Source organism: Erythrobacter sp. S249, assembly GCF_057364975.1.
In genome coordinates, this window is the sequence record NZ_CP200287.1 from 2654840 (window position 1) to 2668865 (window position 14026).

The 14026-nt window shown below is 59.8% G+C and carries 16 protein-coding genes and 1 tRNA gene; 6 read left to right on the forward strand and 11 right to left on the reverse strand.

Going from position 1 to position 14026, the window contains the following annotated elements; translation table 11 throughout:
* Positions 1–10: 10 nt before the first annotated feature.
* Positions 11–247: a hypothetical protein gene (locus tag AC0V6V_RS12510; protein WP_486166354.1), complete on the reverse strand. Its 237-nt coding sequence runs from the start codon at positions 245–247 to the stop codon at positions 11–13.
* A complete protein-coding gene (gene argH / locus AC0V6V_RS12515; RefSeq protein WP_486166096.1) occupies positions 247–1623 on the reverse strand; it encodes an argininosuccinate lyase in 1377 nt (458 codons plus the stop codon). The genes AC0V6V_RS12510 and argH overlap by 1 nt, the downstream gene beginning before the upstream one ends.
* A gap of 16 nt (positions 1624–1639) precedes the next feature.
* Here argH and AC0V6V_RS12520 point away from each other — a divergent pair, with 16 nt between their 5' ends.
* A complete protein-coding gene (locus AC0V6V_RS12520; RefSeq protein WP_486165690.1) occupies positions 1640–2236 on the forward strand; it encodes a TlpA family protein disulfide reductase in 597 nt (198 codons plus the stop codon).
* On the opposite strand, the gene AC0V6V_RS12525 is transcribed toward AC0V6V_RS12520, so the two are convergent.
* Together AC0V6V_RS12525 and AC0V6V_RS12530 are read right to left on the reverse strand one after the other, a co-directional pair.
* Complete coding sequence (locus tag AC0V6V_RS12525) at positions 2182–3438, reverse strand: FAD-dependent oxidoreductase (protein WP_486165691.1); 1257 nt, start codon at positions 3436–3438, stop codon at positions 2182–2184. The genes AC0V6V_RS12520 and AC0V6V_RS12525 overlap by 55 nt on opposite strands.
* A 93-nt stretch (positions 3439–3531) precedes the next feature.
* Positions 3532–3607: transfer RNA gene (locus AC0V6V_RS12530), tRNA-Val, on the reverse strand.
* Between the two features lie 95 nt (positions 3608–3702).
* Here AC0V6V_RS12530 and AC0V6V_RS12535 point away from each other — a divergent pair.
* A complete protein-coding gene (locus AC0V6V_RS12535; protein WP_486166355.1) occupies positions 3703–4683 on the forward strand; it encodes an asparaginase in 981 nt (326 codons plus the stop codon).
* Between the two features lie 115 nt (positions 4684–4798).
* On the opposite strand, the gene AC0V6V_RS12540 is transcribed toward AC0V6V_RS12535, so the two are convergent.
* The 3 genes from AC0V6V_RS12540 to fmt form a co-directional block, all read right to left on the reverse strand.
* Positions 4799–5911 carry a zinc-binding dehydrogenase gene (locus tag AC0V6V_RS12540; RefSeq protein WP_486165693.1) on the reverse strand — a complete coding sequence of 371 codons (1113 nt, stop codon included), beginning with the start codon at positions 5909–5911 and terminating at the stop codon, positions 4799–4801.
* Between the two features lie 91 nt (positions 5912–6002).
* Positions 6003–6764, reverse strand: coding sequence for a tRNA pseudouridine(38-40) synthase TruA (truA, locus tag AC0V6V_RS12545; RefSeq protein WP_486165694.1), 762 nt, complete (start codon positions 6762–6764; stop codon positions 6003–6005).
* Complete coding sequence (gene fmt, locus AC0V6V_RS12550) at positions 6761–7666, reverse strand: methionyl-tRNA formyltransferase (RefSeq protein ID WP_486165695.1); 906 nt, start codon at positions 7664–7666, stop codon at positions 6761–6763. Before fmt ends, truA begins: the two co-directional genes overlap by 4 nt.
* Positions 7667–7779: 113 nt before the next feature.
* Between fmt and recR the strand changes: the two genes are divergently transcribed.
* The 4 genes from recR (at position 7780) to AC0V6V_RS12570 (ending at position 11354) form a co-directional block, all read left to right on the forward strand.
* A complete protein-coding gene (gene recR / locus AC0V6V_RS12555; RefSeq protein WP_472639389.1) occupies positions 7780–8376 on the forward strand; it encodes a recombination mediator RecR in 597 nt (198 codons plus the stop codon).
* 38 nt (positions 8377–8414) lie between these two features.
* On the forward strand, positions 8415–8993 hold the full coding sequence (locus AC0V6V_RS12560) for a peptide deformylase (RefSeq protein WP_486165696.1): 579 nt from the start codon (positions 8415–8417) through the stop codon (positions 8991–8993).
* A 477-nt stretch (positions 8994–9470) separates the two neighbouring features.
* Positions 9471–10889 carry a DNA recombination protein RmuC gene (locus tag AC0V6V_RS12565; protein ID WP_486165697.1) on the forward strand — a complete coding sequence of 473 codons (1419 nt, stop codon included), beginning with the start codon at positions 9471–9473 and terminating at the stop codon, positions 10887–10889.
* Between the two features lie 135 nt (positions 10890–11024).
* Positions 11025–11354, forward strand: coding sequence for a hypothetical protein (locus AC0V6V_RS12570; RefSeq protein WP_486137089.1), 330 nt, complete (start codon positions 11025–11027; stop codon positions 11352–11354).
* A gap of 102 nt (positions 11355–11456) precedes the next feature.
* On the opposite strand, the gene AC0V6V_RS12575 is transcribed toward AC0V6V_RS12570, so the two are convergent.
* The 4 genes from AC0V6V_RS12575 to rapZ all read right to left on the reverse strand — a co-directional run bounded on the left by AC0V6V_RS12575 (position 11457) and on the right by rapZ (position 13998).
* Positions 11457–12290, reverse strand: a complete 834-nt coding sequence (locus AC0V6V_RS12575) for a TrmH family RNA methyltransferase (RefSeq protein ID WP_486166356.1) — start codon at positions 12288–12290, stop codon at positions 11457–11459.
* Positions 12291–12298: 8 nt separating this feature from the next.
* Positions 12299–12577, reverse strand: coding sequence for an HPr family phosphocarrier protein (locus AC0V6V_RS12580; protein WP_486165698.1), 279 nt, complete (start codon positions 12575–12577; stop codon positions 12299–12301).
* Complete coding sequence (locus tag AC0V6V_RS12585; protein ID WP_486165699.1) at positions 12574–12999, reverse strand: PTS sugar transporter subunit IIA; 426 nt, start codon at positions 12997–12999, stop codon at positions 12574–12576. Before AC0V6V_RS12585 ends, AC0V6V_RS12580 begins: the two co-directional genes overlap by 4 nt.
* Before the next feature lie 90 nt (positions 13000–13089).
* A complete protein-coding gene (rapZ, locus tag AC0V6V_RS12590; RefSeq protein WP_486165700.1) occupies positions 13090–13998 on the reverse strand; it encodes an RNase adapter RapZ in 909 nt (302 codons plus the stop codon).
* Between the last annotated feature and the right edge of the window lie 28 nt (positions 13999–14026).

Below are 14026 nucleotides of genomic sequence, written 5' to 3' on the forward strand. Positions count from 1 at the left end.
TTCGTGTGCTTTATTCAGGGGGGAGATCAAATGGGTCGTCTTCGCGCTCTTCCGAGCGGCGGCGCAGCTCCACGCTGCGTTCTGGCGCGGCGAGGGCATCGCGTTCCAGCAATTCTTCCGCGTTCGGCGGGGTCTCAGCGCCGCGCGGGGCGACGGGCAGGCTCGCGCCTTGCGGCGGGTTCAGGTCCCCGCGGGCGCCGCATGCACCGAGCGCGATCAGCAATGGGATCATGATCAATTTTCGCATTATTCATCCATCCCTAACTCAGCGCGGGCGCGTTTCACTTGGGTTCTTACCTGCTCTGGCGCGGTCCCGCCATAGGAAGCGCGCGCAGCAACCGATGCATTTACCGAGAGGGCCGCAAACACGCGCTCATCGATCCGCGTATCGATTTCACGGAGATCCTCTAGCGGCAGCTCATCAAGCGCGCAGCCGCGCGTCTCCGCCAGCTTCACCGCAGCGCCTGTGATGTGATGCGCCTCGCGGAATGGAATGTCGGCCTCTGTCACCAACCAATCGGCCAGATCGGTCGCCGTGCCATAGCCAAGTTCTGCGGCCTCGCGCATGCGTTCTGTCTTGAACGTGCTGCCCGCGACCATACCGGTCATCGCCGCAATGCTTAAGCCCATCAGGCTGGCGGCCTCAAACACGGGCGGTTTGTCGTCCTGCATATCCTTGGAATAGGCGAGCGGTAGGCCCTTCATCGTCACCATCAAAGCCGTGGTGCAACCGATCACACGGCCAGCGTGGCCGCGCACCAGCTCTGCGGCATCGGGGTTCTTCTTCTGCGGCATGATCGAGCTACCCGTGGAGAGCGCATCGGCCATTGTGACGAAGCCAAAGGGCTGGCTCGCCCACAGTATAAGCTCCTCGGCGAGGCGCGAGAGATGCACGGCGCAGGTTGATGCGGCAAACAGGAAATCCATCGCAAAATCGCGGTCCGACACTGCATCAAGGGAATTCGCTGTAGGCCGGTCAAAGCCCAGCGCATTCGCGGTCATATCGCGGTCGAGCGGAAAGCCTGTCCCCGCCAGTGCGGCCGAGCCAAGCGGGCTTTCATTGAGACGCACGCGGGCATCCGCGAGGCGCGAGCGATCGCGCCGCAGCATCTCGTAATAGGCCATCAGATGGTGGCCAAGCGTCACAGGCTGCGCGGTTTGCAAATGGGTAAAGCCGGGCATCACACTGCCCGCATGCTCATCAGCGCGGGTCACGAGAGCGCGCTGCAACTCCGCGATCCCTGCGTCCATTTGGTCAAACGCTTCGCGCACCCACAGTTTGAAATCGGTCGCGACCTGATCATTGCGGCTGCGCGCGGTGTGCAGACGGCCGGCGACTGGCCCGATCAGCTCGGTCAGGCGTGCCTCCACCGTCATGTGGATGTCTTCCAGGCTCCAGTCCTCTGGCACCCCGCCGCGCTCATATTCGGCTGCGATGGTTTTAAGACCGCCGTCAATGGCCTCTGCGTCTTCGGCGTTCACGATCCCCTGCGCCGCCAGCATGGCGACATGGGCGCGGCTGCCAGCAATATCTTGCCGCCACAACGCCTTGTCGAACGGGATCGAGGCATTGATTTCGCGCATGATCGCACTAGGTCCATCAGAGAACCTGCCGCCCCACATCGTGTTGGATTTGCTCATGTCGCTTCGTTCGCCGTTCTTTGCTTTGGCTGCACTGATGCCTTTGGTGCTGCCTCTTGCCGCCTGCGATAGGGCGCAGGGCGATGGCGCGCAACAACAGGGTGAATTGACGGGTGAAAAGCAGAGCTTGCCCGAAGGCGAAGTGGGCGAGATTGACCGCGCGCAAGCGGGCACTCAGCTGCCCGCTTTGTCGTTCAGCGATGCGGAGGGGAACACGCTCGATCTCGGCGCGCTGGACGGTCAGCCGGTGATCGTGAACCTGTGGGCGACGTGGTGCGCGCCGTGCGTCACCGAAATGCCCTCGCTCGACAATCTGGCAAGCGAGATGGGCGATGACCTGCGGGTCATCACGATCAGTCAGGATATGCGCGGTGCCGATTTGGTCACGCCGTTCTTCGCCAAATATGACTTCGCCAACCTGGAGCCTTGGCTGGATACGCAGGGGACGCTCGACCGTGCGCTCGACAATGGCGGCGTCTTGCCGCTAACGATTTTATTCGATGGGGAAGGGCGCGAGATATTACGCGTGAAGGGCGGCTATCACTGGGACAGCGAAGATGCGTTGGCGCTCATCTCTGAGGAAATTGCCGAGTAATCGGGCGCGGTGAGGCCCAGCGAGGCAAGTGGCCAGCCAAACAGTCCCGACATCAGCAGCGATTGGATGCGCGAGATCGGCCAGATTTGAGAAATCGGCGCGAGCACCCGGTCCCGCAGCAACGGCTTGTATTCCCCATCCGATTGATAAAGCGGCGTGAAGAACGCCGTCACCCATTGATAGAGGTCAACATGATCCCGCCGCCATGACGCGGCGAGTCGCAGTTTTTCATTGAGCGTGCGGCCCTCGGCCAGCCCGCGTTTAAGCGACCACGCATCGAGCAGCGCCATGTTCGCGCCTTGGCCCAATTGCGGGCTGGCGGAATGCCATGCATCGCCAATCATGATCATGCGCTCACTGACCGGACGCTTGGCCGTGCGATGGGCGTAGCGCGCAAAGGTCAGCTGATCACGCGACGTGATGCGCGCAAGCAGCGCCTCTGTTTCCGGCCAAAGCGCGCGTACCTCTGCTTTCCATTCGTCCAGCGGAGTCTCGCGCCATTTCGGGTAATCAGAGACCTTGAGCGACCAGAAAAAGGCCGCCTCTGGCGAGGTGCCGACGCTGCACGAGCCAATCGGGAGCACACCGACCATTTGCGCTGCCCGGCGATAGCGCTGCTCCAGCAGGCCTGTATCAAACGGATCATCTGGCTCCAGCGGCAGGCTCGCCCATAAAGCGCCAAACTCCAGGATATTCTTGCGCGAAGGATCAAACACGCTCGACCAACCGCTGGCATCGACGACAAGATCAAATTCTTCCGATTCGCTGCCATCGTTAAAGGTCAGGCGCCGCCCGCTGTTGCTGAGCGTGCTGCCGGTGATTGCGCGGCCGGTTTTGATTGCGATGCCATCACTCTGGACGGCGCGGTAAAGCACATCGAACAGGCTGGCGCGGTGGATCCCAATGCCAAAGGCACCGGGCAGGCCCAATTGGTCATAATGCGCATCGAGCGCGGTGCGGCCATGTTCTTCCAGACCCTTCAGCGCATGAACACGCGAACCGCGCGCCGCGACCTCGTTCGCAAGCCCAAGCTGCGCCAACACGGCTAGCCCCGTGGGCTGGATCATTAGACCAGAGCCAACTGGGCCAGGCTCATCAAATTGATCAAATAGGCAGATGCGGTGTCCATCGCGGTGCAGCATCAGCGCAGCTGCCAGGCCCGCCGGCCCGCATCCCGCAATAGCAATTGTGTGCCCCATCATGGGAACACGCCTTGCCGCCAATCGGCGTTCACGTCGAGAATTTTCAGCGTGAGAATTTTGGGTGGGTCCGCATCATTTTGAGCCGCAAAATGATGGTGGGCGATGACAGGCTCGAACTGCCGACCCTCTCGGTGTAAACGAGATGCTCTACCAACTGAGCTAATCGCCCGTTCCGTTGAACGGAAGAGGCGCTTCTAGCGGGCATTTCTTGAAAATCAATTGCTATGTGGTGTGAAAATGCATTGAGCGCTATTTGCCCTCGGTATGAGCACCCCAAATATCACTGTTTTGGCCACGGGGGGCACGATCGCTGGCGAGGCAGATAGCGCGACTCGGCACGATTATCGTCCCGGTCAGATCGGAATCGGCGATTTTCTGGCGCGAGTCGAAACTTTGGGCATTGATGCGCATCTGACCGGCCAGCAGGTCGCCAATATCGGCTCTGAGGATATGAGCCCGGCAATCTGGGCTCAGCTTCATGAAGCGTGTGTGGCCGCGATGGACGATCCTGACTGCACCGGAGTGATCATCACCCATGGCACCGACACGGTTGAGGAAACTGCTTTTCTGCTCGATCTGACACTGCCCACACATAAGCCTGTGGTTCTGGTCGGCGCGATGCGGCCTGCCAATGCGGTTGGCTACGACGGCCTGCGCAATTTCGCCAATGCGACGCGGGTGGCGGCCGATCCTGAGGCGGCAGGACGCGGGGTTTTGGTGGTGATGGGCGACCGCGTGTTTGCCGCGCGCGATATCCGCAAGAGCCGCACGCGCGGCACCGACGCATTTCAAGGTTTCCCGCGCGGATCGATTGCGCTGGTGACCCCAAGTGCGCTTGATTGGTTTGGCGCGCCCTGGCGCGTGGGGGCGGACGCTCGCTTTGCCTTCACCACCGATCTGCCGGATGTGCCAATCCTCTTCGTCCATGCCGCCATGACGCCGGATTATGTCGAGCGATTGGTGACCGCCGAAACGCGCGGCTTGGTCGTGGCTGGGCTGGGTGAGGGCAATATGCCGGATGCTGTGCGCAGCGCTTTGGTCGATCTTGCGGCGAGAGGCATGCCGATCATCCGGGCGAGCCGTCTGGATGAAGGTCTGGTCGACCGCGAGCCAGAGGATGATGAGAACAAATTTGTCGCTGCGCGCGCGCTCAATCCGCAAAAGGCGCGGATCCTGCTGCAAATGCTAATCGCGGCAGGAACGACTGAACCCGCCGCGATCCAAGCTGAGTATGATGGTCGGTAGCTAACCCGTTTACCCTGAGCCGGTCGAAGGGCTGCACTTCTTTCTTTGAGCAAGTGCCCGAGTTAAAGTGCAATGCTTCGACAAGCTCAGCGCAAACGATTCTTTGATTTGGTTCCTACCCCTGCGGAGTAACCAGATACTTCTCACCAGTTTTCATCTGGCGATAATCAAGGATCGCGTCCTTGGTCAGCATCTCTTCCAAAGACACTTTTTCCTTATAGTGGCTGGCGAAAGTCGTGGTGAGGTTCTGCAGAACGCGCGTGCGCATTTTGACCACTGTTTCCATGCCAGCCTGTTGCAAGAACGGCGTCAGCAGCCAACCCGACAATGTCCAGCCAAAGCCATAGCTTGGCGTCAGGATCGTAGGACCAAAATCCAACCGGCCATAGATAAACATGCGTTTTGCCTGTTCAGAGCCATAACGCGAAAATTCGGTCATTTTCGAAACCGCGACTTGCTCCATCGCTTTAAACACAGTGTCGGTTGCCTGACCGCCGCCGATGGGGTCAAATCCATAGAACGCATCGGTTGCGTCAATCGCTGCGCGCAATTGCGCCATGAAATCATCATCCGATGAATTCACAACATGCTTTGCGCCTTGGCCTTGCAGCATCGCGACATTGTCTGCACTGCGCACGATATTGACCAACTCGATCCCATCTTCGATGCAAATCCGATTAAGCATTTGGCCAAGGTTGGATGCCGCCGCTGTGTGAATGATCGCTTTTTGACCGTCCATTTTTGCATTTTCGACAAAGCCCAATGCGGTCATTGGATTTACAAAGCTGGATGCCCCTTGTTCGCATGTGTGATCGCCCAGCGGCAGACACATCATCGCATCGGCAATCGCATATTGGCTGAAGGCATTGCCGGGAACGCAGGCCACTCGCTGGCCCATCAGACCCTTTGCCATGTCGCCGTCACCAGTTGCGATAACGGTGCCAGCGCCTTCATTGCCCGCTGGCAAACGTTGGCCATGGCGCCCGCGCTGACCCGACAGGAATGGCTCTGGCATTTGCGCCACAACTTTACCGTGGAAATATTCGGCGTTCTCAAAATCAGCCGCGCTGGTCAGGATTGCGAGGTCCGATGGGTTGATCGGCGCCGCTTCCATCTTGACCAGCACTTGGTTGCCGGTCGGCTCTGGGAAGCTCGCTTCCGCGATTTCGACGGTCAGCGCGCCGCCTGCATCGAGCGTTGTGAAAAGCTGTTTACCAGTGGTCGTCATGGGGGTCTCTCCTTGATTGCTTTGAAGGCTTGGCTAGGCCAGCGATGCGCGCTTGGCTAGGGTGACGTTGCGTAAGGCAGCGCAAGAGACCTCAATCGCCGGTGGGATAGCTCGCCTCGACGAAATAGAGCCCATGCGGCGGCGCGTTATAGCCCAATCTCTGGCGGTCCCGTGCGGCCAATGCCTCGGCGACTTCGTCCTCTTCCCAGGTTCCCATGCCGACCAGCTTGAGACAGCCGACCATGGAGCGGACCTGATGATGGAGGAAGCTGCGCGCGGCTGCATGCACATGAATTTCCGGGCCGAGCTCGGTCGTTGCTCGCTTCACTTCGAGCAGGTCGAGCGTTTTTACCGGATCTTTCGCTTGGCACCTGACAGAGCGGAATGTGGTGAAGTCATGCTTGCCGATCAGGGCTTGCGCCGCGCGCTGCATCGCCTCCACATCAAGCTCTGGGCCGACCTGCCAGGCGCGGTTCCGGCCAAATGTCAAAGGTGCGCGGCGGTTGATGATGCGGTAAAGATAGCGCCGCCCGGTGCAGGAAAAGCGCGCGTGCCAACCCTCGTCCACTTCCTCGCAGGCAGTGACGGCAATCGGGTGAGGGCGCAATTGCCCGTTCAGCGCCTCCATGAAGCGGAACGGGGTGAAGTCTTTCTCAATATCCATATGGCTGCGCATGGCGAGCGCATGGACGCCCGTGTCTGTCCGCCCGGCGCTGAGCAATTGCGCGTCCTCGCCGGTGATCCGGTGCGCGGCCTCCTCGACAGCCTGCTGAACACTCGGCCCGTGTTTTTGCCGCTGGAGCCCTTGGTAAGGCGAGCCGTCAAATTCCAGAGTAAGCGCAAAGCGGGTCACGTCAGGACCGTGCCTTTTGCCACGGCGCGCCCGCGCAAGAAGTCTTCGCGATCCATCGCTGGTTTGCCAGCGCGCTGGAGCCGGACAGGGCGGAGTGCTCCCTTACCGCAGGCAATCGCGAGATCGGCGTCTAGCACTTCGCCCGCTGCTCCTGAGCCCTCGCATGCCTCTGCGCGTAGCAGCTTCACGCGCTCGCCTTTCAGCTCAAACCAAGCACCGGGGAAGGGAGCGAGCCCGTGAACATGGTTCACTAAGTCAGCGGCGGGCTTCGACCAATCGATCCGCGCCTCTGCCTTGTCGATCTTGGGCGCATAGATCGCCGCATCATCATCCTGCTCCTGAGGCGCGATGTTTGGCAGGTCAGCGAGCACTTCGATCATCGCATTGGCGCCAAGCTCGGCCAGTTCTTCGGTCAATTCACCGGTCGTCTTGTCCAAAACGGGCGTGGTCACTTTGGAAAGCATCGGGCCGGTATCGAGCCCAGCCTCCATCTGCATGATCGTAACCCCGGTCTGCTCGTCCCCCGCCATTACCGCGCGGTGGATCGGCGCGGCCCCGCGCCAACGCGGCAGCAGCGAGGCATGGATATTGAGGCAGCCATGCGTCGGCGCATCCAGCACGATTTGCGGCAGGATCAGACCGTAAGCCGCCACCACGGCTACCTCTGCGCCGATTGCCGCAAACTCCGCGCGCGCCTCGTCCGGTTTCAGCGATTTGGGATGGCGCACGGTGAGACCCAATGCCTCCGCCTTCTGCTGCACTGGCGATGGGCGCAGCTTTTTGCCGCGGCCAGCTGGGCGGGGCGGCTGAGTGTAAACACACGCCACTTCGTGCCCCGCTTCATGCAGAGCGGCCAAGGCCGGCACTGCAAAATCGGGCGTTCCCATAAAAATTATGCGCATCAAAAGATAAACCGTTCACCCTGAGCCTGTCGAAGGATCGTCCTTACTTTGAGCGCTGGAAAAAGAAAGTGCCGGGCTTCGACAAGCTCAGCCTGAACGGTTAGAGGGCAGGCATGGCATCGCAAGAGATCGAAGCGCTCTCCAGCACATTGGCCCGGCTTCCCGGGCTGGGGCCGCGTTCTGCCCGGCGCGCTGTGTTGTGGCTGGTGAAGAACCGGGAACAGGCGCTGCCTGCTCTGCTTGATGCGCTCGGCGCAGTCAGCGAGACTTTGGTTGAATGCGCAACCTGCGGCAATGTCGACACGAGCGACCCTTGCGGCATTTGCGCCGATCATCGGCGCGATGCGAAATCGCTTTGCGTGGTGGAGGACGTCGCCGATGTCTGGGCGCTGGACCGGGCGCGGCTGTTTTCAGGGCGCTATCATGTGCTGGGCGGGCGCTTATCTGCGCTTGATGGCATTGGTCCGGAAGACCTCAACATCACCGATCTGCTCACCCGCGTGGAAGGCGGCGAGGTTGATGAAGTCGTACTGGCGATGAACGCCACGCTGGAGGGGCAAACCACCGCGCATTACATTGCGGAGCGGCTGGAGCCCTTTGGTCTGCGGATCACGCAGCTAGCGCATGGTCTGCCCGTGGGCGGAGAGCTGGATTATCTCGACGAAGGGACGCTGGCTCAGGCGCTTCGGGCGCGGCGCCCAGTAGACTAGGCTTGCGAGCTGCGCGCGCGGACACTAAATCACTATCCATGGCTATTCGTGAAATCCTAGAAGTGCCGGATCCCCGGCTCAAAATCGTGTCTGAACCTGTCACCCAGTTCGATGACGAATTGAAAACCCTCGTCGCTGACATGTTCGAGACGATGTATGATGCACCGGGTATTGGCCTGGCCGCGATCCAAGTTGGTGTGCCTAAACGCCTGCTGGTGATCGATCTGCAAGAGCCGGATATGGACGCAGAGCCAGAGGAATGCGGCCACGATCACGGCGATGGAGAGGGCTCGCACAAGCACTACCCAGTGAAGAAAGAGCCGCGCGTTTTCGTGAACCCGGAAATTCTCGATCCGGCAGAGGAGCTGGCCACCTATCAGGAAGGCTGCCTTTCCGTTCCAGAGATTTATGCCGATGTAGACCGTCCGGCGACGTGCCGCGTGCGCTATCAGGATGTCGAGGGCAACACCCACGAGGAATCGCTCGAAGGCATGATGGCGACCTGCATCCAGCACGAAATGGACCACCTCGAAGGCATCCTGTTTATCGACCACCTTTCACGCCTGAAGCGCAGCATGGCGCTGAAGAAGCTGAAGAAGATCAGGCAAGCGGCTTAAGCCACAGCTTTCCCCAACTAGCTCACACTCCTCTGTTGGATTGAGTGTTGCAGTCTGATAGGTTCTATCTCTGTTCTAACGATGGAGGTGCCATTCGATTGCCTAGAACGCCGGCGGGCGGATAGTACGGTGAGAGCTCTCGCTGTTAGGACGACTTAGCCGACATTTGGTATGAATTCCGCGTTGCGGGATAAGAGGACCAAGTTCGGTTAGACTGCTCCCATAGCAAGCTCCAAACATTCAAGAATTTGACAGGAGATGAGCCATGTTACGGCTTTATTCTACCTGTCGTCTTTCTGACGGCACCCATTGGATGCTGGTGAGGCCTGATGGCGCAATTTATGCTGTATCGGATGTTGGTTTTCCAACCGCCGAGCAAGCATTGTGCGATATCGGAGTCTCGGACGGAGAGTAACGACCTTTGTTTCCGGCGGCTGTGATTGTTTTGCAACCGCCGGAGCACTGGAGGGAAATAGCATGGATACGACCCTTCTCGCGATCATCACACTCATTCTCGGCCTGCTTGTCGGCGGCGGCGCGGGTTGGTTTTTTGCCTCGCGTCCGGCAGCGGAGCTGCGTGAGCGGCTGAGCGAGAAAGAGGGTGAGTTTAAGCAGGCAATCGCGGAACTGGGCGAGGCGCGCATTGAGGTGTCGGCGCTTGGCGAAAGGGCCGCGCGAGCAGACAGTCTCGCCAGCGATCTGGACAGGTTGCGCGAGGAAAACTCAGGGCTAAAGGCGCAGGCCGCGACCTTTGCTGAGCAGAAACGTCTGCTGGAGGAATCGCGTGGGGCTCTGCTGAAAGAGTTTGAGAACACCGGCGCCGCTGTGCTGGGCAAGGCGCAAGAGGCATTCCTGCGCCGCGCAGAAGAGCGCTTCAAGCAATCGGAAGAAACCGGCGAGGCCAAGATCAAATCGCTGTTGCAACCGGTTGGTGAGCGGCTTGAAAAATACGAACGCCAGGTGGAAACGCTGGAGAAGCAGCGGGTCGACGCTTTTGGACAGCTAAACGGCTTGATCCAATCCATGCGCGAAGGGCAGGAAGAGGTCCGGCGCGAGGCGCAGCGGCTCGGCAATTCACTCACCAATGCCCCGAAAGCTCGCGGGCGCTGGGGCGAGCGGGCGCTGCAGAATGTGCTGGAGCAATGCGGGCTTGCTGAGCACACCGACTTTCATCTTGAGCAATCGATGGAGACCGACAGCGGCCGCCTGCGTCCCGATGCGATCATCAATGTGCCGGGCCAAAAGAAGCTGGTCATCGATGCTAAAGTGTCGCTCAATGCTTATCAGGCTGCATTCGAGGCGGAGGATGACGGCGAACGCGCGCGGCACCTTGATCTGCACACCAAGAGCATGCGCAATCACGTTCAGACGCTCGGCTCGAAAAGCTATCAGAGCCAGTTTGAGGACGCGCCCGATTATGTTGTGATGTTCGTGCCGGGCGAGCACTTCGTTGCCGCCGCCCTAGAACACGATCCAGAGCTGTGGGACTTTGCCTTCAGCAATAAGGTGCTGCTTGCCACGCCGACCAATTTGGTGGCGATCGCACGCACGGTCGCGCAGGTCTGGCGGCAGGACAAGATGGCCGGAGAAGCGCAGGAAATCGGCAAGCTTGGCGCGGAGTTGTATGACCGGCTCCGGGTTGCGGCTGAGCATATGAAGCGCGTTGGCGGGGGCCTTGAAACGGCGGTCGCGAACTACAACAAGTTTGTCGGCAGTTTTGAGCGCAACGTGCTCACATCCGGCAAGCGCCTGGCCGATAAAGGCATTGAGATCGGCAAGCGCGAGATTGAAGAAGTGCCGCTGGTCGAAAGCGCGCCGCGCTACAACGCGCAGGATGCAGCTAATGTACCGGATGATCTTGGCACGCTCGATGACAAACGCGATGCGGCGGAATAGCTGAGCCTCCTAAATCAAGGCCAAACATCCCGTTCGTGGACACTTGCTTGAAAAGCAACACAGGATGTTGCCAAACCCCGAACACCTGCCTAGGCACCTCGGCGCCCAAAGACGGGATATGAAGGGGATCAATAAATGAAGAAGACAAATCTTTTCGCGGTAGCAACCGCAGCAGCTCTGACACTTTCAGCATGTGGCGGCGAAGCAACCGACGCACCTGCAGAAGGCGCAGCGGAAGAAACCACAGAAGCCACTGAAACCGCAGCTGCTGAAGAGTGCAACGAAGAGACCCTCGTTGCTAAGGCAACTGAAGTTGGCGAGAAAATGAAAGAGCTCGCTAACGATCCAGAAGCAATGCAAGCCATGGCTGCCAAGCTTCAAGAAGTTCAAGCGCAAGCTCAGGAAGAAGGCTACGACGTAGCTGCTGCGTGTGCAGTTTATGACGAGATGCTTGCTGAAGGCTAAGCGCTCATCACATTGAATATCGCATCGGCGAGGCAGAGCTAGGTTCTGTCTCGCCGATTTGCTTTGGGGAAGGGCGTACGTGCGGCGTCCTCTTATTCGGACCTAATCTTCCAGCCTAGCGAGCACCTCATAGGCCAGCACTGCGCCCGCCACCGCTGCATTGAGCGAATCGGCGCGGCCCCGCATGGGCATCGTGACCCGCAGATCGCACTCCGCCTCATAAGCCTCCGGCAGACCTTGGGATTCGTTACCCACCAGGATGAAGCAAGGATTGCGGTATTCAGCACCGCGATAAGGCACGGCATTTCTGAGAGACGCCGCGACCAATTGGCCCTCTCCGCCTCTCAGCCAGGGCAGAAATTCTTCCCAGCGCGCTTGCGCGATCCCTTGCGTGAACACCGCGCCCATGCTGGCGCGCACGGCCTCCGCGCTGAACGGGTCGGCGCAATCGTCGATCAGGATCAATCCGCCCGCGCCAACTGCGTCGCAGGTTCTCAACATGGTGCCCAAATTGCCCGGATCGCGCAGGTCCTGTGCCACCATCCATATCGGCGCAGCGGCGCGGTCTAGAGCGCTGAGCGCAGTGTCGAACTCGTCAAACACGCCGACGACGCTTTGTGCGTTGGATTTGCCGGTAATCTTGGTCAGAATGTCGGGCGTTGTGGTGATGATCTCGCCGCCCGCGGCGAGCACGTCATTTTCCAGAGCATCGAGCAAGCTATGCTGATCGCGCGCCTCCGCCATCACGAGTGTTTGCGGAATGTGGCCGCATTCGCGCGCATCGGTCAGCAGGCGCAGACCCTCCGCCAAGAATTGCCCGGCCCGTTTGCGGTGCTTCTTATCGCGCAATGAACGCAGATATTTGACCGTGGCATTGGAGAACCCGGTGATGTGCTTGCGACCGGGTTCGAATGTGTCGTTTGAGGTGTCAGGCATTGGCCCGCTCACTCCTCGCCAAAGCCGTCTCCGACGAGCGCGCACAATTCCTCAAGCACGGCTTCCGCGCCGTCGCCTTCAACGATGAGGTCGACGCTGTCGCCTTTGGCTGCGCCGAGCATCATCAGGCCGAGGATTGAACCGCCAGCAGCTTCGTTGCCGTCCTTCGCAACGCGCACTTTGATGCCTTCGGGAAGCGCAGCGACCGCTCCTACAAACTTAGCGCTAGCTCGGGCATGCAGGCCGCGCTGATTGACGATTTCCATGGTGCGGCGGGTTTCGGTCATGCTTGCGCCTTACTCGGCTTGGCGTCGTCTCCGAGCAGTTCACTGGCGACGGTAATATAATTGCGGCCAGCTTCTTGCGCTGCATGCACGGCTTCGCGCACGTCCATTTTGCCGCGTGCACCGGCGAGACGGATCAGCATGGGCAAATTGATCCCCGCGATCACTTCCACCTTGCCGCCATCGAGCAGTGAAATGGCGAGATTGGAGGGTGTGCCGCCGAACAAGTCAGTCAGGATGATAACGCCGCTGCCGCTTTCGACCGTTGTGATTGCTTCGGCGATATCCTGACGCCGCTGCTCCATATCGTCATTGGGACCAATGCAAACCGTCGCGATGCTTTCTTGCGGACCAACGACGTGCTCCATCGCATCGACAAATTGCTCCGCAAGGCGGCCGTGGGTGACCAGAATCAAACCAATCATGTGTGAAGTCCGGGTCCGTTCGTTACCTGCGGCGCGGGGCATTGAGACAGCAATGCCGAGGCCCAATCGTTGCGAAAAGGCTCAGTTGCGTCACCCACGTTCAATTTCGTCGGCGGCGCGAGAGCCCAAATTGCGGTGTCGGACAGTGGGCGAAAAGCCTGCCTCGCGCAAGCCTCTGGCCATCTCTTCAGCGGTGAAAACTGAGCGGTGTCTCCCTCCGGTGCAACCAAAGGCGACGTGGACATAGGCTTTGCCCTGCGCCTGATAGCGCGGCAGCAGGGTCAGCAAGAGGTCGCGGATCTGGGCAAAAGCCTGGCCAAATGCGGGATCGCTGGCGACATGTTTGGCGACCGGTTCGTCTTGGCCGGTCAGTTCGCGCAAGCCCTCTACCCAATGCGGATTGTCGAGAAAGCGCATGTCGAAAACCAGATCGGCGAGCGGCGGCATTCCGCGGGCAAAGCCAAAGCTTGAGATGGTCAGCGTAGTCGGCTGCCCGGTTTCTTCGCTGAACAGATCGCGCACGTGATTTTGCAGCTGATTGCTGGCGAGCTCGCTGGTGTCGATCACGATATCGGCCCAGCGCCGCAGCGGATCGAGCAGTTCGCGCTCGGCCTTAATCCCCTCTTGCAAAGGGCGGCCTTGCGCCATGGGGTGGCGGCGGCGGGTTTCGTTGTAACGCCGCTCCAGCTCTCCACTGGTGCAATCAATGAACATGAAGGTGATCGAGATATCCGGGCGTTTCGCCAGCTCTTTGACAAGCTCAATGATGTTGCCAGGCACAAATCCGCGTGTCCGCGAGTCGAATCCGATCGCCAATGGCGCGCCCTGTTGGTCGGGATTGGAAATGAGCCGCTTCAGCAGGCGAACCGGGAAGTTATCAATCGTTTCCCAGCCCATATCCTCCAGCACATCGAGCGTGGTTGATTTGCCCGCGCCGGATAGGCCTGTGACTAGCAGGATTTGCTGGCGTTGATCGCTGAATGGGCTGGGCTGTTTCATGCGCGAATAGATGCCTTTGCGTGTTCGA

Bases quoted from the DNA above. Each gene is read 5' to 3' on its own strand.
- AC0V6V_RS12510 (WP_486166354.1), bottom strand. From the start codon at position 247: ATGCGAAAATTGATCATGATCCCATTGCTGATCGCGCTCGGTGCATGC.
- argH (WP_486166096.1), bottom strand. From the start codon at position 1,623: ATGTGGGGCGGCAGGTTCTCTGATGGACCTAGTGCGATCATGCGCGAA.
- AC0V6V_RS12520 (WP_486165690.1), top strand. From the start codon at position 1,640: ATGTCGCTTCGTTCGCCGTTCTTTGCTTTGGCTGCACTGATGCCTTTG.
- AC0V6V_RS12525 (WP_486165691.1), bottom strand. From the start codon at position 3,438: ATGATGGGGCACACAATTGCTATTGCGGGATGCGGGCCGGCGGGCCTG.
- AC0V6V_RS12535 (WP_486166355.1), top strand. From the start codon at position 3,703: ATGAGCACCCCAAATATCACTGTTTTGGCCACGGGGGGCACGATCGCT.
- AC0V6V_RS12540 (WP_486165693.1), bottom strand. From the start codon at position 5,911: ATGACGACCACTGGTAAACAGCTTTTCACAACGCTCGATGCAGGCGGC.
- fmt (WP_486165695.1), bottom strand. From the start codon at position 7,666: ATGCGCATAATTTTTATGGGAACGCCCGATTTTGCAGTGCCGGCCTTG.
- recR (WP_472639389.1), top strand. From the start codon at position 7,780: ATGGCATCGCAAGAGATCGAAGCGCTCTCCAGCACATTGGCCCGGCTT.
- AC0V6V_RS12560 (WP_486165696.1), top strand. From the start codon at position 8,415: ATGGCTATTCGTGAAATCCTAGAAGTGCCGGATCCCCGGCTCAAAATC.
- AC0V6V_RS12565 (WP_486165697.1), top strand. From the start codon at position 9,471: ATGGATACGACCCTTCTCGCGATCATCACACTCATTCTCGGCCTGCTT.
- AC0V6V_RS12570 (WP_486137089.1), top strand. From the start codon at position 11,025: ATGAAGAAGACAAATCTTTTCGCGGTAGCAACCGCAGCAGCTCTGACA.
- AC0V6V_RS12575 (WP_486166356.1), bottom strand. From the start codon at position 12,290: ATGCCTGACACCTCAAACGACACATTCGAACCCGGTCGCAAGCACATC.
- AC0V6V_RS12580 (WP_486165698.1), bottom strand. From the start codon at position 12,577: ATGACCGAAACCCGCCGCACCATGGAAATCGTCAATCAGCGCGGCCTG.
- AC0V6V_RS12585 (WP_486165699.1), bottom strand. From the start codon at position 12,999: ATGATTGGTTTGATTCTGGTCACCCACGGCCGCCTTGCGGAGCAATTT.
- rapZ (WP_486165700.1), bottom strand. From the start codon at position 13,998: ATGAAACAGCCCAGCCCATTCAGCGATCAACGCCAGCAAATCCTGCTA.